28 protein-coding genes, 1 tRNA gene and 1 pseudogene are annotated in these 24,253 nt (G+C 44.5%); 20 read left to right on the top strand and 10 right to left on the bottom strand.

Going from position 1 to position 24,253, the window contains the following annotated elements; all coding sequences use genetic code 11:
• The first annotated feature begins 7 nt into the window (after nt 1-7).
• From Q4A84_RS08450 to Q4A84_RS08415, 8 genes are all read left to right on the top strand, one after another.
• Nucleotides 8-2,449, top strand: coding sequence for an ArdC family protein (locus tag Q4A84_RS08450; protein ID WP_303088487.1), 2,442 nt, complete (start codon nt 8-10; stop codon nt 2,447-2,449).
• A gap of 63 nt (nt 2,450-2,512) precedes the next feature.
• The gene (mobC, locus tag Q4A84_RS08445; RefSeq protein ID WP_303088486.1) at nt 2,513-3,058 is read left to right on the top strand and encodes a plasmid mobilization relaxosome protein MobC; all 546 of its coding nucleotides are present in this window, start codon (nt 2,513-2,515) and stop codon (nt 3,056-3,058) included.
• 15 nt (nt 3,059-3,073) lie between these two features.
• On the top strand, nt 3,074-4,120 hold the full coding sequence (locus tag Q4A84_RS08440) for a traS protein (protein ID WP_303088485.1): 1,047 nt from the start codon (nt 3,074-3,076) through the stop codon (nt 4,118-4,120).
• Nucleotides 4,121-4,217: 97 nt separating this feature from the next.
• Nucleotides 4,218-4,502, top strand: a complete 285-nt coding sequence (locus Q4A84_RS08435) for a hypothetical protein (protein ID WP_303088484.1) — start codon at nt 4,218-4,220, stop codon at nt 4,500-4,502.
• Between the two features lie 77 nt (nt 4,503-4,579).
• Nucleotides 4,580-5,575 carry a site-specific DNA-methyltransferase gene (locus Q4A84_RS08430; protein WP_303088483.1) on the top strand — a complete coding sequence of 332 codons (996 nt, stop codon included), beginning with the start codon at nt 4,580-4,582 and terminating at the stop codon, nt 5,573-5,575.
• Between the two features lie 28 nt (nt 5,576-5,603).
• Complete coding sequence (locus Q4A84_RS08425) at nt 5,604-6,401, top strand: phosphoadenosine phosphosulfate reductase family protein (RefSeq protein ID WP_303088482.1); 798 nt, start codon at nt 5,604-5,606, stop codon at nt 6,399-6,401.
• A gap of 21 nt (nt 6,402-6,422) precedes the next feature.
• Nucleotides 6,423-7,700 (top strand): DNA cytosine methyltransferase, encoded by a 1,278-nt coding sequence (locus Q4A84_RS08420; protein ID WP_303088481.1) that lies wholly within the window; start codon nt 6,423-6,425, stop codon nt 7,698-7,700.
• Complete coding sequence (locus Q4A84_RS08415; protein WP_303088480.1) at nt 7,616-8,281, top strand: DNA cytosine methyltransferase; 666 nt, start codon at nt 7,616-7,618, stop codon at nt 8,279-8,281. The genes Q4A84_RS08420 and Q4A84_RS08415 overlap by 85 nt, the downstream gene beginning before the upstream one ends.
• 97 nt (nt 8,282-8,378) lie before the next feature.
• Here Q4A84_RS08415 and Q4A84_RS08410 read toward each other — a convergent pair whose 3' ends face one another.
• From Q4A84_RS08410 to Q4A84_RS08380, 7 genes are all read right to left on the bottom strand, one after another.
• Nucleotides 8,379-10,616 (bottom strand): tetratricopeptide repeat protein, encoded by a 2,238-nt coding sequence (locus tag Q4A84_RS08410; protein ID WP_303088479.1) that lies wholly within the window; start codon nt 10,614-10,616, stop codon nt 8,379-8,381.
• Nucleotides 10,617-11,185: 569 nt separating this feature from the next.
• Nucleotides 11,186-11,452, bottom strand: a complete 267-nt coding sequence (locus Q4A84_RS08405; RefSeq protein WP_303088478.1) for a transposase — start codon at nt 11,450-11,452, stop codon at nt 11,186-11,188.
• A gap of 308 nt (nt 11,453-11,760) precedes the next feature.
• The gene (locus tag Q4A84_RS08400) at nt 11,761-12,534 is read right to left on the bottom strand and encodes a DUF3825 domain-containing protein (protein WP_303088477.1); all 774 of its coding nucleotides are present in this window, start codon (nt 12,532-12,534) and stop codon (nt 11,761-11,763) included.
• Nucleotides 12,535-12,779: 245 nt separating this feature from the next.
• Nucleotides 12,780-13,091, bottom strand: coding sequence for a helix-turn-helix domain-containing protein (locus Q4A84_RS08395; protein WP_303088476.1), 312 nt, complete (start codon nt 13,089-13,091; stop codon nt 12,780-12,782).
• A gap of 569 nt (nt 13,092-13,660) precedes the next feature.
• Nucleotides 13,661-14,044, bottom strand: coding sequence for a hypothetical protein (locus Q4A84_RS08390; RefSeq protein WP_303088475.1), 384 nt, complete (start codon nt 14,042-14,044; stop codon nt 13,661-13,663).
• Between the two features lie 40 nt (nt 14,045-14,084).
• Nucleotides 14,085-14,834, bottom strand: a complete 750-nt coding sequence (locus Q4A84_RS08385; RefSeq protein ID WP_303088474.1) for an N-6 DNA methylase — start codon at nt 14,832-14,834, stop codon at nt 14,085-14,087.
• Nucleotides 14,835-14,888: 54 nt separating this feature from the next.
• Nucleotides 14,889-15,290, bottom strand: a complete 402-nt coding sequence (locus Q4A84_RS08380; protein WP_303088473.1) for a phosphoglycerate kinase — start codon at nt 15,288-15,290, stop codon at nt 14,889-14,891.
• Nucleotides 15,291-15,739: 449 nt separating this feature from the next.
• On the opposite strand from Q4A84_RS08380, the gene Q4A84_RS08375 reads away from it, so the two are divergent.
• The gene (locus Q4A84_RS08375; protein WP_303088472.1) at nt 15,740-16,078 is read left to right on the top strand and encodes a hypothetical protein; all 339 of its coding nucleotides are present in this window, start codon (nt 15,740-15,742) and stop codon (nt 16,076-16,078) included.
• 477 nt (nt 16,079-16,555) lie between these two features.
• Here Q4A84_RS08375 and Q4A84_RS08370 read toward each other — a convergent pair whose 3' ends face one another.
• Entirely contained in the window at nt 16,556-17,326 is a 771-nt protein-coding gene (locus Q4A84_RS08370) for a hypothetical protein (protein WP_303088471.1), read from the bottom strand.
• The gene (locus Q4A84_RS08365) at nt 17,327-17,521 is read right to left on the bottom strand and encodes a Cro/CI family transcriptional regulator (protein ID WP_303088470.1); all 195 of its coding nucleotides are present in this window, start codon (nt 17,519-17,521) and stop codon (nt 17,327-17,329) included.
• Nucleotides 17,522-17,620: 99 nt separating this feature from the next.
• Here Q4A84_RS08365 and Q4A84_RS08360 point away from each other — a divergent pair, with 99 nt between their 5' ends.
• From Q4A84_RS08360 to Q4A84_RS08315, 10 genes and pseudogenes are all read left to right on the top strand, one after another.
• Nucleotides 17,621-18,268 (top strand): LexA family transcriptional regulator, encoded by a 648-nt coding sequence (locus Q4A84_RS08360; protein WP_303088469.1) that lies wholly within the window; start codon nt 17,621-17,623, stop codon nt 18,266-18,268.
• Between the two features lie 636 nt (nt 18,269-18,904).
• Complete coding sequence (locus Q4A84_RS08355) at nt 18,905-19,231, top strand: hypothetical protein (RefSeq protein ID WP_303088468.1); 327 nt, start codon at nt 18,905-18,907, stop codon at nt 19,229-19,231.
• A gap of 80 nt (nt 19,232-19,311) precedes the next feature.
• Complete coding sequence (locus Q4A84_RS08350; protein WP_303088467.1) at nt 19,312-19,497, top strand: hypothetical protein; 186 nt, start codon at nt 19,312-19,314, stop codon at nt 19,495-19,497.
• A 93-nt stretch (nt 19,498-19,590) separates the two neighbouring features.
• Nucleotides 19,591-20,121, top strand: coding sequence for a TrbM/KikA/MpfK family conjugal transfer protein (locus Q4A84_RS08345; protein WP_303088466.1), 531 nt, complete (start codon nt 19,591-19,593; stop codon nt 20,119-20,121).
• A 144-nt stretch (nt 20,122-20,265) separates the two neighbouring features.
• The gene (locus Q4A84_RS08340) at nt 20,266-21,024 is read left to right on the top strand and encodes a conjugal transfer protein TraL (protein ID WP_303088500.1); all 759 of its coding nucleotides are present in this window, start codon (nt 20,266-20,268) and stop codon (nt 21,022-21,024) included.
• Nucleotides 21,011-21,463: a hypothetical protein gene (locus Q4A84_RS08335; protein ID WP_303088465.1), complete on the top strand. Its 453-nt coding sequence runs from the start codon at nt 21,011-21,013 to the stop codon at nt 21,461-21,463. The genes Q4A84_RS08340 and Q4A84_RS08335 overlap by 14 nt, the downstream gene beginning before the upstream one ends.
• A 19-nt stretch (nt 21,464-21,482) precedes the next feature.
• Nucleotides 21,483-21,731 carry a hypothetical protein gene (locus Q4A84_RS08330; protein ID WP_303088464.1) on the top strand — a complete coding sequence of 83 codons (249 nt, stop codon included), beginning with the start codon at nt 21,483-21,485 and terminating at the stop codon, nt 21,729-21,731.
• The gene (locus Q4A84_RS08325; protein ID WP_303087831.1) at nt 21,721-21,975 is read left to right on the top strand and encodes a toxin PIN; all 255 of its coding nucleotides are present in this window, start codon (nt 21,721-21,723) and stop codon (nt 21,973-21,975) included. The genes Q4A84_RS08330 and Q4A84_RS08325 overlap by 11 nt, the downstream gene beginning before the upstream one ends.
• A gap of 10 nt (nt 21,976-21,985) precedes the next feature.
• Nucleotides 21,986-22,315 carry a helix-turn-helix domain-containing protein gene (locus Q4A84_RS08320; RefSeq protein ID WP_303088463.1) on the top strand — a complete coding sequence of 110 codons (330 nt, stop codon included), beginning with the start codon at nt 21,986-21,988 and terminating at the stop codon, nt 22,313-22,315.
• Nucleotides 22,225-23,279 (top strand): annotated as a pseudogene (locus Q4A84_RS08315) (tyrosine-type recombinase/integrase). The gene Q4A84_RS08320 and the pseudogene Q4A84_RS08315 overlap by 91 nt, the downstream one beginning before the upstream one ends.
• Here the strand turns inward: Q4A84_RS08315 and Q4A84_RS08310 are convergent.
• A tRNA-Lys gene (locus tag Q4A84_RS08310) sits at nt 23,267-23,342 on the bottom strand. The pseudogene Q4A84_RS08315 and the gene Q4A84_RS08310 overlap by 13 nt on opposite strands.
• Before the next feature lie 105 nt (nt 23,343-23,447).
• On the opposite strand from Q4A84_RS08310, the gene murU reads away from it, so the two are divergent.
• A complete protein-coding gene (gene murU, locus Q4A84_RS08305; RefSeq protein WP_303088462.1) occupies nt 23,448-24,143 on the top strand; it encodes an N-acetylmuramate alpha-1-phosphate uridylyltransferase MurU in 696 nt (231 codons plus the stop codon).
• Nucleotides 24,144-24,253 lie beyond the last annotated feature (110 nt).

Raw genomic sequence — 24,253 nt, 5'->3', positions numbered from 1 at the left:
CAAGCGTATGGCACAGCAGAAAAAAGACTTACGCAAAACTTTTGCCGAAACAGTAGCAAACGAACTGATCGAGCAGCTCAAACAAGGCACGGCACCCTTTCAACAAAGGTGGGAACCGGCAATGGGCAGTGATTTACCGTACAACGCAACGACGCTGGAACGCTATTCCGGCGGCAATACCTTGTTACTGATGCTGGCAAACCGAGCAGACCCACGCTGGATGACGTACAAGCAGGCGCAAAGTATCGGTGCACAGGTGCGGCGGGGAGAAAAAGGCGTCGGGTTGCTCAAACTGATTACCCATTTCCCGCGCACGGTCAAAGACGAGCAAGGCCGGGTGGTCAAGGACGAACAAGGCAGGCCGCTGAAAGAAATAGTCAAACTGGGCGAGCCGATGCTGAAGTCGTTTACGGTATTCAACGCGGAACAAATCGACGGTCTGCCGCCACTGCAACGCGAACCCGTTTGGGAAAACCATCAGCGCGCAGAGCAGTTGCTGACCTTGTCGGGTGCCGATATCCGGCATCAGTCGGGTGATCGGGCGTATTTTTATCCGGCTGAAGACTACATCGTGTTGCCGCACAAGCAACAGTTTGATTCAGCGGCAGCTTATTACTCGATTGCCTTGCATGAGCTGGGCCATTGGACCGGTCATGAAAGCCGGCTGAACCGGGAATTGGTCGGCTATTTCCAAGACCCGGTCAAGTATGCCAAAGAAGAATTGCGGGCGGAAATCTCATCCATGATCACCAGCCGCGAATTGGGTGTGCCGTTTGACCCTAAACGGCATGCCGATTATGTCGGATCATGGATTCAAGAACTGGAGAACGATCCGACGGAAATCTTGAAAGCCGCCCGTGATGCCGAGAAGATTCAGCAATATCTGCTGTCATTTGAACGGACGGTGCAGCAAGAACCGGCGGCCGATAAGGTCGTTTCAACGCAACCGGAAACGTCGCCGGTTCCCGATCCGCACTATTCAGAAAACATCATCAACCATCTGGTCGAACAGCACGGCTGGCACAAACGGGATGCCTTATCCGCCTCAAAGGATTTCGGCGGTGCGCCGGGCGACGGCATGCTCAACCCAGAAGGCAGTCAGGTCTTATATGCCCGTTTTAACGAGAGCGGCCGTTATCTTGCCATCGAGCGCGGTTGGGAAACCCTGTTCGATCTGGATGCTCGGGATAAGAATACCGACATTGTGGCAGACGTGACGGAACAGTTTGCCAAGGCCGCCGCCCGTGGGCAGAAGACAGACCGGCAGGAAATCGAGATGACTTTATATGGCCGCCAGAGCCATGCTTCTGCCGGGCTTTCCCCGGAATATGCGCAGGAAGTGGCAGAAGCCTTACCGCATCCGGCACAGCAAAGCCTGTCTGAATTTAGCGAACGGGCCAAAGTGATGCCGGAACAGACACACTGGCAGGTCATCTGGCCGGAAGCGACCGAAGCCGGAGTGGGACGGGCCGTATCCGACGCCGCCACCGAAGCGGAGGCTATACGGGATGTTCATTACCGGCAGGTAGAGGCTTATTTGAGCCGTCTCACTGATGACGGAAAGCCAATTCCGAATGAAGCGGTATTGGCAGACTACCCGGATTTAAAGGAACGCTATCTGCCTGACCGAGAGGTAGTAACGGATACTCTTTCCATCGCAGAGGACGGTCAACAACCGGCGGGCAGCAAACGGCTGGCTATCCTTCAGCGGTCGCTGGAGAAAAAACAGGCCGAGTTTGACCGTCGTCTACAAGACCATTTCGACGATGCTCGCTCAACCAACGGCCAGCCGTTGAATGACAAACGTAACGGACAAGACACGCTTCGGCGCTGGGACAGACAGAACGACGGATTACGGTCTTTACAGGAAAGCATAACCAAGACCGAAGCGGCCATTCAGCGCGAACAGGCGGCACTGGATCGTGTGGCAGGCACCGAGCTGCCGGCCTGTCTGAAACCCCTATTGGAATCGGGCGAACTGATCCAGTGGCGCAAATATCCGAACCGTTTCTTTGTCAGCGGCGTGGATAAAGCCCGCATCGTCTGGCATGCCGATACGCAGGAATTCGGTTATGCCCATATACAGGGTATGCCGCAGGAACAACGGGCGCGCTTTAAGGAAGTGTACGACCGTGTCCGGCGATTGCATCAGGAAGAGCTGACAAAGGCAGCAGAAACAGCTCAACCGAATAAGCAGGAAGCCGAAGCAACACCGGAGAGCCGTTTTGAAACGGCGAAGGACCGTTACCTAATGCAAAGCACTTTTTTATTGCCGCAGGAAAAACAGCAACGGCAGGTCATGGAATACCTGATGGAAAAGTCGATAGAAGGACTGCCGCCGGACGTGCAGATGCAGGCGCGGACAAACTTTTACGAAACACAGTTAAGCGCAGCAGTAAAGGAACCGGCCAAAGCATTGGACGAGCCCGGTTTGGATTTTAACCGCTAACTTTTATCTCAAACCAAAGCCCGCCAAGAATGAAGGCGGGCTTTTATTTTGTATCGGAAAATCATGTCAGTATCTCATTCTTCAGCCTCAAAATCTCAGCCTATCAGGGTATTCGGTCTTTCTCATGAAGAACTAGAGGCGTTGCGCAAACTGGCCTATGAAAAATACGGCAAACCCAGCCTTTCCCTATTCGCCAGAAAGCTATTGCAGGCCCAACTCAATCAACCAACTGAACCTGACCCGGTAAATCTACCTGCGCCACGCCATCGCAAGCGGATTACCCTACGGCTGCCGGATAAAGACAGGGCGTACTTGGAAGCGGCTGCCGTTTTACGGCGCGGCTCAATCAACGACGTAGCCCGCGATATTATCCAATCCCATATCTATCGGCATCCCATGTTATCGGCCTATGAGGCGGATGCCCTCTATCAGTCCAACTATCAATTACTGCGCATTGGCCGCAACCTGAATCAGATTGCCCGCCAACTGAACGCCGGCGAAGAGGCATCATTGAATAGTCAACAACTGTCCGATTTGAAAGCATTTATTGAAGCGCACGTCGGTAAAGTCAACCAGGCCCTGCAAACTCATCGAAGGCGGCGCAAATAAACAAGGAGTACCACCATGTCCTTAAACCGTAACATCGACGAATGGTTTTTAGGTTACCGAACCCGTGCGGTCAAAGCGAAAGACAAAGGTATGGCCATAGGCGGTGGCCGGCGTAAAGGCAAACCGCTGAAGCCGGGCAGCGGGCTGTCCAACCTGCGTTCGGCCGCACTGAAACATCCCGAAGTGATGGTCAAAATTCCTAAACGGCTCAGCAATCGTTCCAATGGTATGCGCGGGGTGCGCAATCATCTGGATTATGTGTCACGTAACGGCGAAGTGAAACTGGAAACACAGGACGGTGAGAAACTGTCGGGTAAGAAAGCGATTAACGGCTTATTGAAAGACTGGCAGCAGCTGGGTATCCCGGAAGAAAGCAAATACAAAGAAGCCTTGAACATCGTCTTGTCGATGCCGGCCGGTACACCGCCGGAAGCGGTACACAAAGCCGCCCGTAAGTTTGCCGCCGAACAGTTCGACAGCCACCAGTATGTCTTCGGTCTGCACCACGAATCTGACCGCCCGGGCGAACCGCCGCATCCTCATGTGCACTTGTGCGTATTGATGCGGGACGAGCTTGGCCAACGACTGAACCCGCGCAAAGCCGACCTGTTTGAATGGCGGGTACGCTTTGCCGAGAAATTACGCGAAGAAGGTGTTTTGTGCGCTGCCACCAAACGACAACATCGAGGCAAAGCACAGAAACCGGAAAACAGTGTTTTACGGGCGATGAGGCAACGCGGTGCATTAAGCCATGTTGCCCGGCAACAGGCGGAAGAACTGATAGAAGCCTTAAAACACAATGATCGACCCAAACATCCGTATCTGAAAGAAGCCCTGCAAACGCGGGGCATTATTATTGAAGAATACGGGCAGATAGCGAAGGAGTTGTACAAGATGGGCCATAAAACTGAAGCGCGCATCATCAGCAAACTGGCGAGGGAAGTAGCCGGGCAGTCGTTCAACACACAGGCACAGGATAAGTTCGACCGATTGGCCGGCAATCCGCGTGCAGTTGAGCAGTTGCAGCAACAAAATCAATCGGAAAAAGATGTGCAACGGTAAACAATCCAGTATTGAAAGGGGTTCCTAAAAAAAGGTTCCCTTTTCTTTTTTGCAGACGGCCTAGGCCGTTTTTTTATCTATTTTAAAAGGAGTAAACATGAATAATCTTTCCGGCACCGTACAAATTCACAAAGAGCGGCAACATCAGATTGAAGCCTTGGGCTTTACCCGGCAAAAAGACATGGCTTATCGGCACGGTGAATTGGCTGAGGCCGCACAGGCTTATCTTATGGCAGATGGTTCACCTGATGCCGCTTGCCCGGATATTTGGCCGTGGTCTGAAAAGATGTGGAACCCGCAAAGCCGGATCAATAATCTGGTTCGTGCGGGCGCCCTGATTGCGGCGGAAATTGACCGGTTGCAGTCCGAAACAGGCAATTAAACTTCAAGAAAAAACAGGCAGCCAAGCGTTGGATTATCCACGCTGCTGCCTGTTTTTATATGTAAAGGAAGTTTCTTATGAGAAATCCTGATAAACCGATCGACAAACTGTATACCGGCGACAATCGTCTGATTTTGCCTGAAATGATTAAAGCCGGCATCAAAGTACAAAGCTGTGTCACTTCTCCTCCTTATTACGGTTTACGCGATTATGGTGGAGAAAACCAAATCGGTCTGGAACCGACGCCCGCCGAGTATGTTGAAAACCTGGTTGCTGTTTTTCAGATGGTGCGAGAAGTTCTAACTGATGACGGTACATTGTGGCTCAATCTCGGCGACAGTTATGCCGGTAGCGGCAAAGGCCGCAACGGAGATGGTCGATCGTTTAAGCCTACACCACAATCTTTTCAAACATCTAACCAGTTAGCCGACAGATTGAAGCCCACTTCTACATCAGACGGTCTGAAAGCCAAAGACCTAATCGGTATTCCGTGGCGGGTCGCTTTGGCCTTACAAGCGGACGGATGGTATTTGCGGCAAGACATCATTTGGCACAAAACCAATCCGATGCCCGAATCAGTGACTGACCGTTGTGTTCGGTCACACGAATATCTGTTTCTGTTATCAAAAAATCGCCATTACTATTTCAACCATAGGGCAATACAGGAACCTTCCGAAACTTACGGTCGTTCGGCTGCTGATAAACAAAATAGTTTTTGTCGCTCCTCGGGCAAATACACCGGCACTCCTATTCCCGGGCAGGGACGGACACAACATCGTGACGACAGAGATTCAGCTATTGCTCAGCCGATGCGTAATAAGCGCAGCGTCTGGTCTGTATCAACAGTAAAAGCCTTACATGAGCATCCGGCCGCATTTCCGCCGAATTTAGTCGCTCCGTGCATCTTAGCCGGTACACGACCGGGTGATACGGTGTTGGATCTGTTTTCCGGCAGCGGCACGGTGGCAGAAACGGCTACTCGTTTGGGTAGGCACTGGCTCGGTATCGAACTCAATCCGGCTTTTGCCCGGCTGCATGAGGATAGAACCGTGCAGCAGTCTATCAGTATTTAATCGTATCTCTCATTAAGCGGGTTGAAAAATGAATACCTTGATTAGTTTTTCCGGTGGGCGAACCAGCGCAATGATGCTGAAAACGATGATTGACCACTATGGCGGCTGCCTACCCGAGCATGTCAAAGTTTGCTTTACCAATACGGGCAAGGAACACCCGGCTACTCTGGAATTTGTTCGCGACTGTGCGAATTTTTTCCATTGTGAAATTACCTGGCTGGAATGGCATCCGGCAGAAAAGAACGACAACCGCTGGAAAACCGTCGATTTCCAGACTGCCTCTCGCAACGGAGAACCGTTTGCCGCCTTAGTCAAACATCGCCGTTACCTGCCCAATCCGGTTACTCGCTTTTGTACGCAAGAACTGAAGATTCATCCGATGACGTGCTATGCACGACAGGTTTTGGGATGGGATACATGGCAAGTTGCCATCGGTTTCAGAGCGGACGAGCCGAGGCGTATGGCCAAGCTAAGACAGCAAAAAGCCGGTTTCGAGCGGTTTGCACCTTTGGCGGAAATGGGCATAACCAAGGAGGATGTGGCGACCTTTTGGCGGCATCAACCATTCGATTTGCGCCTACCGAATCTGAATGGAACAACGGCTCACGGTAATTGTGATTTGTGCTTTCTCAAAGGCATTCGCAAACGCGCCGCGCTGATTGCAGAAAATCCTCAGTCAGCCGATTGGTGGTCCGAACAAGAGCACCTCATCGGTGCGACGTTTTGCAAGAATTTGCCGGATTACCAAACCTTAAAAATCATTGCCATTTCCCAACAAGACCTGTTCGATCAAGACGACAGGCAAGATTGTTTTTGTACAGATTGAATTATCAAAGGAGCATTAATCATGCTGACACCCCAATACACCCTTGATTTCCGCCATCAGCAGATCGGCGACCTGTTCGCCGGTGGTGGTGGCGCATCCTGCGCCATTGAGCAGGCTACCGGCTTACATGTCGATTTTGCCGTAAATCATGACGAACAGGCCATTGCCATGCACACGGCCAATCATCCGCAAACACGTCATTACCAGACCGATGTGTATGAAGTCGACCCTTACGAAGCCTGCGGCGGTCGTCCCGTCGGATTACTGCATCTGAGCCCGGATTGCACTCATCATAGTCAAGCAGCCGGAGGACAGCCGCGCGACAATGCCACTCGCTCGTTAAGCTGGGTTGGCAAACGTTGGGCGGCACAAGTACGGCCTGCCGTCATCACACTGGAAAATGTCAAACAGATTACTCGATGGGGCCGTCTGGTGGCTAAACGTGACAAAGCTACCGGCCGGGTGCTGAAGCGGGATAAAACAGCCAAATCCGGTTATTCTGTTGCCGCGCCCGGAGAACGGGTGCCAGTCCAAGATCAGTATCTGGTGCCGGACCCGAAACAGGCGGGAAAACGGTGGCGTCAATTTGTTCGTGAGCTGGAAAAACTAGGCTATACGGTCGAATGGCGCTTATTACGGGCGGCAGACTATGGCGCGCCGACCACCCGGGAACGTCTGTTTATGGTTGCTCGTTGTGATGGACAGCCGATTGTCTGGCCTGAACCCACACACTTCAAAAATCCGGGTAAAGGTCAGAAAAAATGGCGGAGTGCGGCAGAGTGTATCGATTGGTCGGTGCCAGGCAAATCTATCTTCGACCGGGAAAAACCGCTTGCTGAAGCCACCATGCGTCGAATTGCCAAAGGCATTAAAAAGTTTGTGTTGGATAATCCTGAACCGTTTATCGTCAAATTCCGTGGCGATAGCGCGGGCTGTTCTATTAATCAACCATTATCCACCATTACCAGCGGCGGCAATCCCAAACGTCCGGCTGGCGGCGCACACGCTTTAGGCATAGCGCAACCGGTACTTGCCCCTATCATTACTACCCGCAGTCATGGCGATGACAGTAAACGTTGGGGACAAAGTAGTAAAACCGTACATGAGCCGTTCGGTACTATTTGCGCTCAAGGTAACGGCGATCACAGTTATGTTTCTGCAATACTGGTCAATGCCGCTCACGGAGAGGGCAGAGGGCAACCAAACGTCGTGGGATGGGCAGCCGAGCCATCAATGATGCGCTGGGTACTGTTACCGCTTCAGGCAGCGGCGGGCACGCCGTGGCTGCTGCTTATCTGATGCAGGCAAATGGTGGATTCAATAGGACGGAAGGAAAGCCAGCAAATGAGCCGGTAAGCACGATTACTCATAGCGGCAGTCAGCAACAATTGATTTCTGCCTGTCTGATTCGACAGTTTGGAGCCAGCACCGGTTCCAACATTACCGACCCGATGGGCACCGTTATGACCGGTGGCGGTGGAAAAACCCTGTTAGCCAAGGTTAAATTAGGCGATGCGGGACAAAAGGCGCTTAAGGTTGCCTCTTTCCTGATTAATTACTACGGCAACGGCGATGCGCGAGATTTAAAAGCGCCATTGGATACGCTGACCACCAAAGACCGATTGGCACTGGTAACGGTATATATCAATCAGGAACCGTATTACATTGTGGACATTACCTTGCGGATGTTGTTGCCAAAAGAGCTGTATAAAGCACAAGGTTTTCCTGACGATTATGTGTTTGACCGTGATCATACGGGCAAACCTCTAACCAAAACCGTCCAGGTGCGTATGTGCGGCAATTCGGTTTCTCCACCGCCTATGGTAGCTCTGATAAGAGCCAATTTTCAGCCGGGAAATGCTATCCGACAGGCTGCTTGACCAAATAAAACCCCTGTGGCCGTAATCTTAATTGATGTGCGATCGCAGGGATTTTATATATAAACCAAAACCTAAAAATACCGATTATGTTATGCACTCATCCTTTATGTCGGAAGGGATTGCTAGAAATGCAGATTTTATTTGCTGTTTCCGTTCCTTTTAATAGCACTCTAAAGAAGTCCTCATGTTCTACCGCTCCGGGAGAAAGATAGATTTTTTTCAAATTCCTTCTCACAGGCTCGTTATATTCAACATACATTTCATTACTCTCACGGTAACTATGAATTTTCTTATCGTTCCATTGGGTAATATAGAGCATCCGGCATTCCTGTTCCTCTTGAAAAGCAGCATGCTTAATCAGATATTGCAATGGCAGTAAAATAAAACGAATGGTTTCTATAATGTGTGGCCTATCTTTTTTTACAACCTCTTCACTATTAAAAACCTTAAAGATTTCTCTTAAAAAATACAGCACACTACTAGTGTTATAATTACCTTCCTCACCCAGATAAAGCAGCTTTTGAATCTTAGTAGTTTTTTGTTTAATTTCTTCTTGGTATTCTTCCCACTTTTTACTTGCATTCCCTTTAATTTCTTCTGTAGTTTGTTCTTCAGAGCCAACACATTCACGATAAAAAGTAAGTTCATCCCGGGCTGCTAAAGCAAAATATCCACTATCAGGATCCAAATAAATACAACGGTATATAGCGAGTTTATCCACTTTAGGCTTCTCGTCAGTTCCTTTGTCTCCAACCTTTTTCGATTGCTCTTCTATCCCGCTTTTCGGTAGGTTATCTGATGGCTTTTCTTTTGAACCATTTGATGCTTCTTTGGTCAATGAATCAACCTTATTCGGATTAATAAACGATGCAATCCCAGCCAACTTATCTTCAAAAAAATCTTGAACATTGAAAATTAAACTGATGCCAGAAGCTTCCTGGTTATTTTCTTTACCATACAGCCTAAATTGATTTAGGCTATCGTGATTAAAAGTAAAGCAGCTGACAAAAGTGGCGAATTCCGAACCCATATATAAGTTGCTAGGTAAGTGCTGTTGTTCTAAGTAACGGCTTAATACTTTTCCTTCCGCCGGATCATTAACACCCCGCATCGTGCTCAAACGAAAGGCGGAAGCTTTATCTTTATTTAATCCGTTTGAATCTTTACCCGATTCAAGTAATTTAAAAGCAGTTTGACGACGCGTATAGTGTGCAACTTGAGATTCAAACGTATGAATTAAGCTTAGCTTTTCCAATATTTCTTCTGTATTACCCATTAGTTTAATTAAATTTGTGCGAACTACTGTAGAGTGAGAGCAGTTGATGATTTTAATTCCGCATTCAGATGGATGATAAAAACTATCTGAGCTACGCTTAAAAGCCTCTTCTGCCTTGCTTTCTTCATTGTTCTTGAGATACAGTTTCCCTAAATTTAATTCCACTAAGTCATTAAATTCATTTTCTGTTTTTTTTACGTTCAACAAAGCTTCAATAGCGTCATCTAACCTTTTTTGTTTCTCGTAAACTGCTGCTAAATTGAATTGCGCCTTAGCATATAGCTCCGACTTCTTTTCCGTTTCTTTCACGTTCAGCCAGGCATTGATGGCTTCGTCTAACTTGCCTTTTTCTTCGTATGCCAACCCTAAATTAAATTGAGCCTTAGAATATTGATCAATTACTCTGCTTGATACACTTTCCCATGCTTTGATAGCTTCGTCTAATTTACTTTGAGTTTGGTAAAATGAACCTTGATTGAATTTTGCCATAGCATATAATCCAGGTACGTCTTCCGGTACGCTTTGATATGCTTTGATAGTCTTTTCTGGCTCATTTTTTTCACTATAAATCACACCAAGATTGTATTGAGCGAAGGCATATGGTTCCGGTACATTTTTAGGTACGTTCAGCCAAGCATTGATGGCCTCCTCTAAATTGCCTTGTTCCTCATAAGTCAGACCTAAATTGAATTGCGCCTGGGCATATAGCTCCGGTACATTTTTCGGTACATTTAGATAAGCATTGATGGCCTTGTCTAACTTACCCTGTTCATCATAAGCTACCCCTAAATTGATTTGCGCCTGAGCATATAGCTCCGGTTCCTTTTCCGTTTCTTTCACATTCAGCCAAGCATTGATGACCTCGTCAAGCTTGCCTTGTTTTTGGTAAGTCACCCCTAAATTGAATTGCGCCTTGGCATATGTCTCCGGTACATTTTTCGGCACCTTCAGCCAAGCTTTAATGGCCTCGTTTAAATTGCTTGCCTTATAATATTTCAAACCAATATCAAATTGTTTTTGAGCATACTTTTCTATTTCTGATTGATTTCTAGTGCTCATGACGTTTCCTTTCTTGTTTTTCAATAAAACATAACTGTAGTTATTTTCTACTAAAAATTGGCTCTTTAAAAACCTCCTGCCTTCTCAAAGCAGGTTTAAATGCCTTATCTGAGAATATTTCTAGTCGGTAACTTTTCGTTCTCAAAGATATATTGCATATCAATTTTATAAATAAATCGTATTTGAAATAGTATCTATTTCGGCATTATGTAGCAGTTGCACAAAGTCCGAAATTTGACTAAAAACCGCAATTCAAATTGAATGCCTTTCACAGATGATCTTGTGAAAGACATTTATTTTGCCTGGAATTCTATGCGATTTTTCACACAATTTCTCCATTTTTCGCTGTTAAGATGTAGCCAATCCACTCAACCGTATCTTGGTAAGCTAGTTATCTCTTTCTATTTAAATTTGATGAAATATCTCTAAGGCTATTGCAATCTACGCAGCCAGTAGCATTTCATCGTATTTCATCTGTTCTTCTAGTCGGTTGAGATGACGACTAGTATTAATGGCACTAATGCCTTTTGAGCTATTTACCATCAGTAAAGTGGCGGCAAGAATATCAATCAATGGGAGTTTATGAAAAGCGAAAATGGTATTGGTGTAATGTAAAAGTGACGTTGGCAATGTTTGCAGCACCAGCGTTTACGAGATTCGAGAAAATAGGCGTGATGGCGAATACCGCAATGTAGACAGCAGACATCGCGAATGTTATTAGGATTGCCCCAGCGTTTTGCTTTGAGGAGCTGAAAGGCTTCGGTTTCGGTTAAACGGAAAATATCTTTGAGTGCTATGTTTTTAGACTTGCTTGCCAATAAGTGATGTTGAGCCATTGTGAATTTCCTTGTGTAGTACAAGGTATTTGAGCATTTACTAAACACTAGACGTAAAAAATCGCCCACTTGAAAAGTCAAGTCGGCTCAAAGCGTTTATGCCTCAAATACCGTTAATACATCACAAGGAAACTCGTGGATTTTTAAATAAAAATAGCGAAAACTTAAAATAGAGTCCTGATGCAAGCTCAAGATTCTATGCCTATTGATTTATCTTACTTCCAATAAGGAAGTGTTAGGTTTAAATATAATATTAAGTGACGGTTTCATCAAATAACAACTCGAATGTTTTACATGCGGATTGTTATTTAGTTTGCTTTCAACCATTCACTTTGTGGCTTAACAATAAGTCTAGCGTTAGTATATGCCATTTTTAATGTTAAACAAGTTCTTCCAGAGTAGTTGTTTCCTGCTTTATATATAACTAACGCTAAATCTGGATTAGAGGAACCACTTGTTAAATTTAAAGGTAATAATAACTGAATTTCACCATTAAAATACTGTGGAATAGCTATTTTATAGTTAGTTCTTACTTTCTTTTTAACTTCATCAATAGCTCCAATTAATCTTCTTCTTAACTCATCTTTATTTTCTTGAAGTTCTGTTGGGAATCTTTCTAAATTATCGCTGATAATGTGATCTAAGTCTGGTATGATTTCTAAAGAAGCATTAAAGATTAGATTTTCAGGCTTTTCAAAATAATTTGCCCTAGGAGGTTTTTGAGTGAAATTTGTTAAAATTCTATTATCACTTTCCTTAATAAAAGCTTTAAAACACCAATCGTATGAAGTTCTAGTATTTATATTTCTATTTTTTTCAAAAAACATAAATATATCTTCCAAATAAGGAGTGTTTAATCCAGTATTAAAACAAGCAAACTTGTTATCATTACTAAAGATAATTTTGCTTTCTGAATATAATTTTCTAAATGTATAATCTATATAGTTCTTTAAAATCTTGTATCCTTTTTCTGTTGAATTAAAATCCCAACATTCTTTATCTGCTATATTTTCTGCTAAATATTTAATAGCATCGTTATATTTAGGGCATACTGCAAAATCAAATAATTTTGTGATACTCATATGAACTCCATAAAAAAGCCATCTATTTTTAGATAGATGGCTTCGTGGATATGCTGAATCAATTTTTGTTAAAAAAATGCAACAAGCTTGCATCGCTTCACTATAAAAATATATATTATCATATAATAGGTTTATATGGTACCTAATTGTTAGCTATCCACTATTTTTTTACTAATCATAACTGGTTATGACACCTCAATATGAAATATTATATGTTTATTTGCAGATAATGACCTGCAACCGTCTCAATGTTTTGTTATTTTAACTCTTTCCATATCAGAAAGCAACTGGTTTTTAATCGAAAAAGCATCTTTTAAGTTTTCAGACATCGCACGATAGTCCGCAATCAATTTTTCTTCTTGTGCTGAAATTTTACTTTCCTGTATTGCTGCTTGAAACATTGTTCCATTTTCAGTAAGCAACCAAGTTATGCTGATTTCAAGCCCGTTATGAATTTTCACTAAGGCATCTACATTTGGATCACGCCTCTCATTTAAGTAATTCATCGCCGAACGATATGAGATTCCTGTTACGCTAGAAAACTCTGTAATGGTCATATTCTAGTGTTAGAAATTACCGCGTTGTTTACACTTTTCGCTTTTGCATGAAGACCAGTTTTAGGGGTTTTCAGTCCTTGTCAAGAATGCCGGTAGGCACGGCAAAGCCGCATGGTTCTTGATAATGGCTGAAAATGCCTAAAGAATCATTTTCAGCAAAAAGAAAAGCAACAGACTCAAAAAAGTGTAAACAACGCTCCGATTTCCTACATATTAGTGATGCAATCTCTCATTCCCTTCTTTGCCGAATCTTTACCTGCCGATTTATTTAATGTGCCGGAAGTGACTGATTTTGAGTGGTAGTGCTACTGTGCAAGTATCAATCCGAGATAACAATGAATAATAATTCCCGCAGGAGGGGGCAAGTCGAGCTTGGGCTTGGCGCCTGTGTAAGCTGCCGCAGGTGCTGGAACGGGCGACATGGTCAAGTTCGGCCTTGGGGGCGTGGGGCGTTTTTCCGATAGGGGAAACGGGGCTGCTGCGGGGGCTGTAACATCGAATTTTCTCTCTGCCAATGGCACTTTGTTTTAGCAGGCTGCCCATATTGCCTTTACAGGCAGCCTTGCCTATCAGTTAAAAACAACTTGTTCTATCGTCCACCACGTCGTCGGATAAACCGCTCTGAACTCATCTATTTCCCATTGGATTTCTTCATTATCTATCCCTATATCATAAATAAACTGCCCGTCCGAACCCATAAAATGTGTTGCTCTTACGCAACCATTTCTGATGCTGACCTCAACATTAGACACGTTTTCCATCCCCAGCAGATTGGTAAGCGCTTCGGTATTCAATACTGTTAAAGGCTGAACATCTCCCTTTAAAGCGGCCGTTATGATTTCATTCAGCTCGTTAAAGACTAATCCTGAATCCTCTACCATTTGCCGTCTAACTGTCTGATTCTGGTTTACGGCATCGTTTCTGTTTTCTTTAATAGGGCTTTTCTTCGTCATTTCCTTCTCCTTCGTTAAATATTCAAGCATCTGTAAAACTTCAAAATAAAACCAATTGCTCTTCCAAAGTGAGCGCTGTTTTCCCATCCTCCTGTTCGGTTGGCTGGCAACGCTGTTTCATCGCTTCGCCAAAACCACCGGCGAACCAATCCAAAGTACACCAAGCCGACCAGCATTCATGCGTTAAGCTATTTCCGTGTACGATTTTGGCCGGTATGCGGTAAAGCTGACATTGGATAAAACACATCCAAACGCACAAAATATCCAAATCCACCCCGACCGCTGCCATGTTGCGGGTCGGGCTGTAACCGTGCCCGGCGACCCGTTCGGCAAAAGCAATGAAATTTGTACCGCTGCCGCAGGACGGTTCCATGACGCTGATAAACGGTTTTTTCGCTAGTTCCTCCTCTAAATATGGCGCAACCAGCGCGGTCATCAGTTTGCTTATTTCATAAGGGGTAAAAAACTGGCCGCTAGCGGATTTACCCAAACCTAAACCCATATAAAGGCTGCCTAAAATATCGACAAAAAGGCCGCTTTCTTTCGCTTCATAGATAGCCAGCATCAATATGCTCAGCAATTCAGACAGGCGGGAAAAATCGGCCTCTTCATACTTCTGTTGGATTTCATGATAACGCTGCTCGCGTTGCTCCCATTCAGCATCAAAAGCGTATTGATTAATCAACACAATAGCGCTTACCTCTACAAAATCCCTGAATACCTCCGCGACAGGAAAAGCCGAATCTAACGCCTCAAACAGCTTAATCATTCTCTGATTGACGTCTCTCATCTCTGTTTCTCCTTAATCGGCCATGCGGCCAAGCAAACCGCATGGCCGTAACGGTTACCACCAAGAATTGTAGAAAACGGTCAACCCTTTACCGATAGCATCTCGGGCATTGGCGATAAATTGCCGCGTATCCTCAATGTTTTCAGGATAGATTTCCTTTCCGCCAAAAAAGAAACCTTCGGTATATTCGAGTTCGTCGTTATTCAATGCCTGCTCCAGTCGTGCTAAATCGTCCATATCCAGCCTGACCGTGCATAAATTGAAATGCTCTGCCGTTCCTCCTTTCTCCCGATACAGCTTCTCCATCCAGCCGTGTAAATGGTTGAACTTCCACCAATAGGCGATTACTTCCATTTGTGCCTGTTCCCGTTCTTTGTCTGTTCGAGGCTTAACGTCAACTTGTCTATCACCGACAAATTCGGCGCGCATGGTATAGCCGTACATATCCAGTCCCATGAGGATTCCTTTCTGCTAGATAATTAACTAAGAAACTATTTACAACCCTAGGGGGCAGTCGCTTCGCGGCGTTTCCGCTTTGAGCGGAATAACACCGTTAGCGGTGTTTTTGGCACCTGTTGCCTATCCTGCGTTTAGTTTAATTTGGGTGTTAAATGGGAGATTTTTCGTGATAAGCAGAGGGAGATGTACGCGCGAACGAGGAAAAAACCGTTTTCTTGTAAAAATGAAACACTAAATGATGTTTTTTGCATCAAAAAAATGATTCTTTATATATCTATTTTTTTACTTTTAATTACTTATTGAAAATAATTTTTCAATGTTGAATCAATATGATTTTTTATTTTATTTTTTATTACTTAAATTCTTCCATATGCTATTTTATTTTGATTATATTTTTTAAATTATATGATACAATAAGATTCAATATGATTTAAAAGATAGATGAAATGAACGATCTCGAAGAATTTATGGCAGCCAATAAACCCGCGGGGAAAAGCTCAAAATTGGATAGATATTTAACCGATATCCGTACTCTTAAAGATAACGGCTATTCAGAGAAGCAGATTATTGTCTACCTGAAAGAGAAAAAAGGATTATCCGTAAGCCGCCCAACTTTAAACCGGTTTGTTCAACAATATCTGAATACTAATCATATAAACCATGATTTAAATAAGGGACATCAACCAGCCGGGGAAAATGTTAACGCGTCGGGTAGGCAGAAGGGTAAATTCAACTGGCAGAAAACGGTTTCAGATGAAGAAATTTTTTCAGCTGGCGCCAAATAACCTATGTGGGTCTAATTTATTTCGATGCAAACGCATTTATCCACAAAACCTGTCTATATCCCTCTGCATAAGTCTTTTAAATATCCGCTAAACGTCGGTTTCCTAAGCATAACGCTATCTTGATTAAAAAATCATCAAAACACACAACGGCCGTCGGCCGTTATATTTTATGACGTGGTCTCTGTTGTTTTCTCTGTATATAGGTTGTACGGCTTGTACTAAGAGCTTTGTCTTTAACGGACATTGTACTTTGTCTTAAATGTACAAAGATATGATTTTAAAAGGCTATTTTTAAAGCAAAAAAAGGGCTTTTTTTAGTGGAAAAAGTGAGGTTGGCTGGTTTTCAGACAGGCTTTGGTTGCCATTGATAGAAAAAAACGCCTTTCCCATGCGTTTGGGGCGCCTGAAAGGCGGAATAAGACGCAAAAAAGGCTGTTAGGGCGGATTTTGAATACACTTGCCCCAACAGCCTGCTGTTTACTGTTTTTTGTGTTTGACTTTATCTAAAATGGCCTTTCTGCCCGGATTATCAGGATTTCTGTCTTTGTCCGGCGGTTTTTCTTCCCTGTCGGCCATTTGCTGTTTGAGCTGGGCCGTCATGGCTTCTGCTTCCACCTTTGCGGATATTAAATTAGCTGTTTGAGGAGGATGATTTTCAAGTGGGAAAAAACTGTTCCAGCCGCTGATAATGGCACGTTCCATAATCGGGCGTAAATCCCGCTTCTGGTGATGTAGTTCTTTGAGTTTTTTGAGTAGTCTTTTCTTTTGAGCTGGGCCGAGCAGTTTCCCGTCTTTTTCCTGCCGCATTTTCAGATAGGCATTCCATAAGTCTGGCGGCACCCAGCTATCCAAATGAAAGCCGTCTGCATCTATTTGATGACGGATTTCTGAAGGGAAAGCTATATTCTTTAAGTCACAGATTTTTTGCAGTAGTACCTTACGGTTGAGGCGCCAGTGCATCTTGCCGTGCGCACCTGCGCGGCGATATTCAATGACGCCGAGCTCTAACAGGCACTTGCGGGCTTTTTCATAGCCGCGGCGTGTTAGGTTTAATTCATTGTTCAGGTCTACTGCCGATTTATACAGCCATCCTTGACGTTCGGGTTCTTTGTCGGCTACCTGAGACCACCAGAATAGATCGCCCAACAATCCCGCTGCCTGTAAATTGGATCCACACAACGCCAAAAACTCCCAATGGATTTGGAAGAATTGGTTATCAAGGTGGTGGCGGATGTCTGCGATGAGCATTTATTTTTGTTTACCTTGTTTTTTATAGAGGTTTATATCTACAGTTAACCCTCCTTTGGTAATTCTTTCTAATTTATATGCTTGTTTCTCAGGAATAATATCTGGCCATTGTGTAATTGCAGAAGGGCTAATCCGTAAGGCTTTGGCAATAGCTGTTCTCGTACCGTAATATTTTAAAACGTCTACTTTACGCATTTTTCTCACCAATATTAAGAATTCTTAAATTATAAGTATAAAGAAAACTTAAATCAAGTTCAGTTAAGATAACTTAAATTTATATTGGACAAGAGAGATATGGAACAAACTACAATAGGTCAGAGGATTCGCCAAAAGCGAAGAGCCCTTAAATTAACTCAAAAAGATTTAGCTCGGAAATTAAAAGATGTTTCCCACGTGGCGGTTTCTCAATGGGAATCAAATACAACCAAACCGAATGCAGAAAATTTATATGAATTATCTGTTTTATTTGGTTGTGATTTCTCTTGGTTATTAAAAGGAGAAGGGACAAATGTAGATGTCGTAGAGATTGATAATGCTAGGATACCCATTATCGACTACGAACAGTTGAAAAAATGGAATGGTAAGCAACCCTTTAAAATATCTATAGAAAAAGAGGTTGAATATATCATGACAAATACTAATATTTCCCGTAATACATTTGCTTTTAAGGTGATAGGAGATTCTATGGAACCAAATTTCATAGAAGGCGATATTATCGTTATCGATCCTACTTTGAAACCTTCCCCTGGAGAATTTGTACTAGCTAAAAACTCTGATGAAGTATTCTTTAGAAAATACAAGGAAAATTTTAAAGAAGAAGGTATTGAAAATTTTTCTCTCTTACCTTTAAATGAAAATTACGCAAGTATCTCATCTCAATCACACAATGTAGAAATTATTGGAACAATGATTGAGCATCGAATATTTCGACGAAAACGATAAGTTCTCTGAAGTCTTTGAACCACCATTTAAATCATGGTGGTTTTTTATAGCCTCAACCTAAAAATTTAAGAATTCTTAAAAAATATCTTGCCTTAAAATTTAAGTTATCTTAAAATAACAAATACGAGATTTCAGAGTTCTTTAACAATCAGACACGCAGCAACCGGCCTTTAGTGTTGGTTTATAGTTTTTTCAGATAGGCAACAAGTACGAAAAGAATTAATCCTTTTTAAAGTAGAAAGCCTTAATTCTTCAGGTAAGTCGGAAAACGGTTGCAGGCAGCATTCAATCTGCCTAAAGAAAATGCCGCGCATCCGGGTAGCGCAGTGGCGTCCGGTAACAGGCGGCAGTTGAACGTATCTTTCAATCAGGGCGTATCCCTGATGTGGAGCAATCATCTACGGATCACGCTCCAAATACAGTTTGATTTTTTTTGAGACTGCCTTATACGGGCAGATAAGGGTATTTAAACCCAATATGTGTCATCAATACACATTTTCAGACAGCCTCGCACGCTGTCTTTAGTTGCATCTGAATTCAAGCCCGCTTTAGAAAGAAGCGGGCTTCTGTGCAGGTGTTAATTATAGCTTATCTATTTGTAAAAGTAACTTTGTTTATTAAAAAGGAGGATATAGGATGAAAGTCTCCCATCTTATCCTGATTATTTCGCTGGCCGGCACGGTTTGCGCCTGCTCTAATGAGGAAGAGAAACAACTTGCACGGCAACAAATCGCCCGCGAACGTATTACCATTTTAGAACAGGCCAAAAATTCTACTGATCCTTATATCCAACAACAGGCAAAACTGGTGCGGGAACAGATTCAGGCAGAGGAAGAAAAACAACGGGCTGATAAGGAAAAAGTCGAACGAGACAAAATACTGAATCCTATTTTAGCGTTCATGTATCTTGTTGTCTCAATCATCCTTGTTCGGCTAATTATCTGGATTAAAACACGGGAATAGCTCCCATTGAAAGATAAATCTACTTTTTCAACAGACCGTTTAACGGTCTATTTTTATTTCTGTAAAACGGAAAGGAGAACATGATGTTCAATATTTTATTAACACGCAAGCCTATGCCGGTATCGGTTATCGGTGTATTCGAGACTTTGGCGGCAGCATCGAAACAGGTAGACCTGTTTATGCTGAATCATGACCCGACGGCATGCGTCAATATCGTACAAGCTGAAAACGGCGGCTATTTGGTGCAGGCCGTCCAATGGCAATGAAAAACCGCTTTGTTTCCAAAGCGGCCTTTTGTTGAAAGAATAATCTTCCATAGCGGTATGGCGATTATCCTTAATTTTATGGAGTAATGCAATATGCGACGATACTGTATTCCGGCTGCCTTAATGGCGGCTCTTTTATTTTCCCCTACCGTACAGGCAGAAGACCTGCTGACCGGCGATGCCAAACTAGCCTGTGAGGCGACTTTGTGCTTATCCAGTGGAGACCGGCCATCTGAGTGTGAACCTTCCATCCGCCGATATTTTGAGATTAAGCATAAAAAGCTGCATAAGACCTTAAAGGCCCGTCGTAACTTCTTAAAACTGTGCCCTGCCAATGAGGAAGAAAACATGCCTGCATTGGTTAATGCGTTGGTTAATGGTGCGGGCCGGTGTGATGCCGCTGACCTCAACCGAGCCAACAGTGCTTTTTATATAGAGCAGGTGTCGGATAAAACCGGTCGGATTAAAGATCGTGTTTATACCACGAGACGAGTTCCTTATATCCGCAACGAGAGGCCGGACTATTGCCGTGCTTATTTTGAGCATGGTTGGACGACGGTAGCCGATAAAGTGAAATATGTCGGAGAAGAGAAAAAAGGCGGCCGTTGGGTGGATGTGAAGTAACTTAGATCACTTCTGTGTTTCATTCCTTACTATGTTGCACAGTTTCCCTGCGGGTTACTCCGCAGGGCTTTTTATATAAGAAAGCCTGTCTGAAAGACAGTGGGCTTTTTTATGCGAAAAGCATTTTTAAAGAAAGGTATTTTTATGAAAGAAGTTCATATGATTGCTCAGGGTAAGGGCGGGGTTGGTAAATCATTATCGGCGGCTATTTTAGCTCAGTATCTGGCACAAGTTTCCAATCAACCGGTTTATTGCTTTGATACCGATCCAGTTAATCAAACTTTCAGTCGGTTTGCAGCGCTAAAACCAGAAATTGTTAGCCTTTTAACTAAGGATAATAATATTGATACACGGAACTTTGACGGCTTGATTGAAAAATTGATCGAGTTGGATGGTTTTGGTGTAGTGGATAACGGCGCGGCCACTTTTGTGCCATTGATGTCTTATCTGGCAGAGAATCAGGTCCCTGCTTTGTTGCGTGAATCGGGGGTTCGTCTGATTGTTCATGTGCCGATAATGGGCGGCCAGTCTTTAAGAGATTGCGGTATCGGTCTGGTTCAGACCGCCCGTGATGTTGATGCGGAAATTGCTGTCTGGCTGAATGAGTTTCAAGGGCAGATTGAGGATAGTAATGGTAAACCCTTTACAGATTTTCAGGTTTATAAAGAGTATAAAAAACGGATTATTGGCATTGTCCATATAGTAGGGCGTAATCCTGATACCTTTGGCAAAGACATTAAAGAGATGACCAGCCGAAATCTGACCTTTGCTGAAGTAGACGAATCAACCGAGTTTGGCTTAATGCCGCGCCAGCGTCTGCGTACCGTGAAACGCGACCTGTTTACCCAGCTGGCACATTTGCCGATTTTAGCTAATGCGGATGCCTCCGATGAGCAAGGTTAATCACATCATTGCCGAAACCTTTCGGCTGACCGGTGTGCGGCTGACGGCAGACGATCCTGTTGTTGCCGTACTGTTGATGCAGGAGCAGGCGTTAAAGTCTGCTTTTGCTTCGTTTGATAAACAGCAGGAAGAAAAGCGTAAAGAATTCATGCTAGAGCTGGCAGAACATGAGGCCAATATCACGCAGGCTGCTGCCAAGCTGGAAGCCTACCGCGAACAACTGCTGGCCGACTTGTTACAACAGGCTAATCGACAGATGGAAGATGCGGAACCGAAACTGTATGCCGCCGTACATAAACGTATTGCAGCCGATGTCAATCAGGTCAACGGCCGGTTGGTTGACCGTCTGAATCGTTTAATTATGACGGCCTTACTGATTGCAGCTGGTATCTGGGTTGCCGGTATCTTTATTTTATGGTGGTTGCAAAAGCCTGTCTGAAAATGGAGAGGAAACAAAAATGAAGATAGATATGCTGTATCTGAATCACTTATTGAGTGGTGGTTTTGAAGCAATGATTGCCCGTGCACCGGATGGCTTTGCCGATTGGCCGTTGAGCAGAGTGGAAATGTTTAAGCGGGATGTAGAGCGGGCCAATCGTGCTTATATGACTGTATTAAAAAATCCTGATAAAAGCACGGCTTTTTATCATGCAGCCTGTCAGGTTGGTTTTTATTATGGTGGGAAGGAGATAAGTCATGTTGATTGAAGCGCGTAATCCGTTTAGTACGATAAAGGTTGGACTGACCTTTATGCCACCCGATGAACGGTATCCGCATTACCGGTTAAAGCCGATACATACCGAAGCAGGCAATGATTATTTTCTGCTTTTTTATGTATCCGAAACGGCCTATCTGGTATTGTCACCGAAAATTAAGCGCTATCAGGCAGTTCAGCGACTGGCGCTTGATATGGAAACGGCACCATTCCCTGTTTATGAAAACGTATCATAAGGAAAACCTGATGAAAACCTATGACGTGAATGCCGCTGCTAAATATTGCCAATGCCACCCGGAAACCATCCGGCAATATATCCGGCAAGGGGTATTGGTTGCATCTAAACCGGGACGGAAATACTGCATTACCCAATCTGCCCTTGACGTATTTTTGAACCATCTTGAAAATGATGCCGTGCAGGCATCACTCGAACACAGGAGTGAACAAAAATGCCAATCTATAAACGAAAAAATGGATATTTCCAGATTGATATCCGGCTCAAAAGCGGTCGCAGAATTAGACAATCTGCTGGCACGAAAGACAAGCAGGAAGCCCAAAGGTTGCACGACAAACTAAAATATGAGTTGTGGCAACAAGAGCAAATGGGTGAGAAACCGAAACGGCTGTGGGATGAAGCGGCCGTCCGATGGATAGAGGAGATGAGTGCCGAGAAAAAAAGCATTGATGACGATATAAGCCGTTTACGGCAGTTAGGTAAATTGCGCGGTGTTTATCTGCATCATATGACCCGAGATTTTATTATGTCGGTCGTTAATAGACTGGGTTGCGGCAATAGTACCAAAAACCGTTATATTGCCTTGATTCGAGCTATTTTAAACAAAGCCCGTGATGAGTGGAGGTGGTTAGATACCGCACCGAAGATTTCGGCATACCGTGAACCTAAACGGCGTATTCGCTGGCTCAGACCGGAAGAAGCGGAAAAGCTGATTGAGGTTTTGCCGGAATATTTGGCAGTAATGGCTGTTTTTAGCTTGTCTACGGGTTTGCGTCAACGGAACGTGCTTGCTTTGAAGTGGGAGCAGGTAGATTTAAACAGAAAGGTAGCATGGATTTATCCTGATGAAGCTAAAGCAGGACATGCTATTGGCGTTGCTTTAAATCAAACGGCGATTGATGTACTTTCAAAGCAGATGGGGAAGCACAAACAATTTGTTTTTGTACATTCCAAAGGTGGGCCGGTAAAAAGCATCAGCTCGCGTATTTGGAAGAAGGCGTTAGAACAAGCTGGCATTCATGATTTTCGTTGGCATGATCTGCGTCATACATGGGCGAGTTGGTTGGTTCAAAGAGGTGTGCCACTGCTGGCATTAAAAGAAATGGGCGGTTGGGAGAGCGTTGAAATGGTACAGAAATACGCTCATTTGGCGCCTGATCACTTGCAGAATCATGCTGCTTTATTGGATGAAATTGATGTTGATTTAGTCACAAATTGGTCACACTCAAATTTAGACGAAGTGAAAAATCAAAAAAGAAAAGGCCTAAACAATTGTTTAGGCAAAGAAAACTTGGTGGGTCGTGAGCGATTCGAACGCTCGACCAACGGATTAAAAGTCCGCTGCTCTACCAGCTGAGCTAACGACCCAAATAATTTGCGCATTTTAGTCAGCCGATAGTGGTTTGTCAAATATTTTTAACTTGGGTAGGGTTTGCGGTAAAATCGGGCGGTTTGGTTGATGCGGAAATGATTATGAAAGCGATGATTTTGGCGGCAGGAAGAGGGGAGCGGATGCGTCCGCTGACCGACAGTATGCCGAAACCTTTGTTGAAAGTGGGGCGTGAGCCGTTGATTGGCTGGCATTTACGCCGTTTGCGTGCCGCCGGTATTACGGAGGTCGTCATCAACCATGCTTGGTTGGGTAGCCAGATTGAGGAAGCGTTAGAAGATGGTTCGGCATATGGTGTGTCGATTGCTTATTCGCCTGAGGGGGCGCAAGGGCTGGAGACGGCCGGTGGGATTGCAACGGCGTTACCGCTTTTGGGCAACTCGCCTTTTTTGGTGGTGAACGGTGATGTGTTGACGGATATGGATTTTTCCGTTGCTATTGCGCAAGCGGATCGGCTGCGCCAAACGGGTAAGCTGGCTCATCTTTGGCTGGTGCCTAATCCTGTGCATAATTCGAAAGGGGATTTTTCTTTACTTGAAAGTGGAGACGTGTTTTCTGAAGCAGCGGAAGGGCAGCGGATGACGTTTAGCGGAATTGGCGTGTATGACCCGAAATTGTTTGAGCATACGGTGGCTCGTCAGCCTGCCAAACTGGCACCATTGTTGCGTGGTGCAATGGCTAATATGGCGGTAACGGGCGAAGCTCTGGCGGGGCTTTGGCTTGATGTTGGTACGGTGGAGCGCTTGGCGGAAGCGGAGCGGGTGGTTCAAGCTTGGTAGGTTGCTTTTATTATGCTGCTTGCCCTAGGGGCGTTTTATCATTGGCGGGCTGTGCTGCTTTTTAATTTGGCGAAAGGCCGTTTGAATTGGAAGAGAATTAAGTTGGAATG

The sequence above is a fragment of the Neisseria sp. genome, from assembly GCF_030527965.1.
In the GTDB taxonomy this organism is placed as follows: Bacteria; Pseudomonadota; Gammaproteobacteria; order Burkholderiales; family Neisseriaceae; genus Neisseria.
Note: the sequence above shows the minus strand (reverse complement) of the source record. Positions and strands in the feature narration are given on the sequence as shown.

What these genes read in the sequence shown, in the direction of transcription:
- Q4A84_RS08450 (WP_303088487.1), top strand. Translation starts at nt 8, where the DNA reads ATGGCACAGCAGAAAAAAGACTTACGCAAAACTTTTGCCGAAACAGTA.
- mobC (WP_303088486.1), top strand. Translation starts at nt 2,513, where the DNA reads ATGTCAGTATCTCATTCTTCAGCCTCAAAATCTCAGCCTATCAGGGTA.
- Q4A84_RS08440 (WP_303088485.1), top strand. Translation starts at nt 3,074, where the DNA reads ATGTCCTTAAACCGTAACATCGACGAATGGTTTTTAGGTTACCGAACC.
- Q4A84_RS08435 (WP_303088484.1), top strand. Translation starts at nt 4,218, where the DNA reads ATGAATAATCTTTCCGGCACCGTACAAATTCACAAAGAGCGGCAACAT.
- Q4A84_RS08430 (WP_303088483.1), top strand. Translation starts at nt 4,580, where the DNA reads ATGAGAAATCCTGATAAACCGATCGACAAACTGTATACCGGCGACAAT.
- Q4A84_RS08425 (WP_303088482.1), top strand. Translation starts at nt 5,604, where the DNA reads ATGAATACCTTGATTAGTTTTTCCGGTGGGCGAACCAGCGCAATGATG.
- Q4A84_RS08420 (WP_303088481.1), top strand. Translation starts at nt 6,423, where the DNA reads ATGCTGACACCCCAATACACCCTTGATTTCCGCCATCAGCAGATCGGC.
- Q4A84_RS08415 (WP_303088480.1), top strand. Translation starts at nt 7,616, where the DNA reads ATGGGCAGCCGAGCCATCAATGATGCGCTGGGTACTGTTACCGCTTCA.
- Q4A84_RS08410 (WP_303088479.1), bottom strand. Translation starts at nt 10,616, where the DNA reads ATGAGCACTAGAAATCAATCAGAAATAGAAAAGTATGCTCAAAAACAA.
- Q4A84_RS08405 (WP_303088478.1), bottom strand. Translation starts at nt 11,452, where the DNA reads ATGGCTCAACATCACTTATTGGCAAGCAAGTCTAAAAACATAGCACTC.
- Q4A84_RS08400 (WP_303088477.1), bottom strand. Translation starts at nt 12,534, where the DNA reads ATGAGTATCACAAAATTATTTGATTTTGCAGTATGCCCTAAATATAAC.
- Q4A84_RS08395 (WP_303088476.1), bottom strand. Translation starts at nt 13,091, where the DNA reads ATGACCATTACAGAGTTTTCTAGCGTAACAGGAATCTCATATCGTTCG.
- Q4A84_RS08390 (WP_303088475.1), bottom strand. Translation starts at nt 14,044, where the DNA reads ATGACGAAGAAAAGCCCTATTAAAGAAAACAGAAACGATGCCGTAAAC.
- Q4A84_RS08385 (WP_303088474.1), bottom strand. Translation starts at nt 14,834, where the DNA reads ATGAGAGACGTCAATCAGAGAATGATTAAGCTGTTTGAGGCGTTAGAT.
- Q4A84_RS08380 (WP_303088473.1), bottom strand. Translation starts at nt 15,290, where the DNA reads ATGGGACTGGATATGTACGGCTATACCATGCGCGCCGAATTTGTCGGT.
- Q4A84_RS08375 (WP_303088472.1), top strand. Translation starts at nt 15,740, where the DNA reads ATGAACGATCTCGAAGAATTTATGGCAGCCAATAAACCCGCGGGGAAA.
- Q4A84_RS08370 (WP_303088471.1), bottom strand. Translation starts at nt 17,326, where the DNA reads ATGCTCATCGCAGACATCCGCCACCACCTTGATAACCAATTCTTCCAA.
- Q4A84_RS08365 (WP_303088470.1), bottom strand. Translation starts at nt 17,521, where the DNA reads ATGCGTAAAGTAGACGTTTTAAAATATTACGGTACGAGAACAGCTATT.
- Q4A84_RS08360 (WP_303088469.1), top strand. Translation starts at nt 17,621, where the DNA reads ATGGAACAAACTACAATAGGTCAGAGGATTCGCCAAAAGCGAAGAGCC.
- Q4A84_RS08355 (WP_303088468.1), top strand. Translation starts at nt 18,905, where the DNA reads ATGAAAGTCTCCCATCTTATCCTGATTATTTCGCTGGCCGGCACGGTT.
- Q4A84_RS08350 (WP_303088467.1), top strand. Translation starts at nt 19,312, where the DNA reads ATGATGTTCAATATTTTATTAACACGCAAGCCTATGCCGGTATCGGTT.
- Q4A84_RS08345 (WP_303088466.1), top strand. Translation starts at nt 19,591, where the DNA reads ATGCGACGATACTGTATTCCGGCTGCCTTAATGGCGGCTCTTTTATTT.
- Q4A84_RS08340 (WP_303088500.1), top strand. Translation starts at nt 20,266, where the DNA reads ATGAAAGAAGTTCATATGATTGCTCAGGGTAAGGGCGGGGTTGGTAAA.
- Q4A84_RS08335 (WP_303088465.1), top strand. Translation starts at nt 21,011, where the DNA reads ATGAGCAAGGTTAATCACATCATTGCCGAAACCTTTCGGCTGACCGGT.
- Q4A84_RS08330 (WP_303088464.1), top strand. Translation starts at nt 21,483, where the DNA reads ATGAAGATAGATATGCTGTATCTGAATCACTTATTGAGTGGTGGTTTT.
- Q4A84_RS08325 (WP_303087831.1), top strand. Translation starts at nt 21,721, where the DNA reads ATGTTGATTGAAGCGCGTAATCCGTTTAGTACGATAAAGGTTGGACTG.
- Q4A84_RS08320 (WP_303088463.1), top strand. Translation starts at nt 21,986, where the DNA reads ATGAAAACCTATGACGTGAATGCCGCTGCTAAATATTGCCAATGCCAC.
- murU (WP_303088462.1), top strand. Translation starts at nt 23,448, where the DNA reads ATGAAAGCGATGATTTTGGCGGCAGGAAGAGGGGAGCGGATGCGTCCG.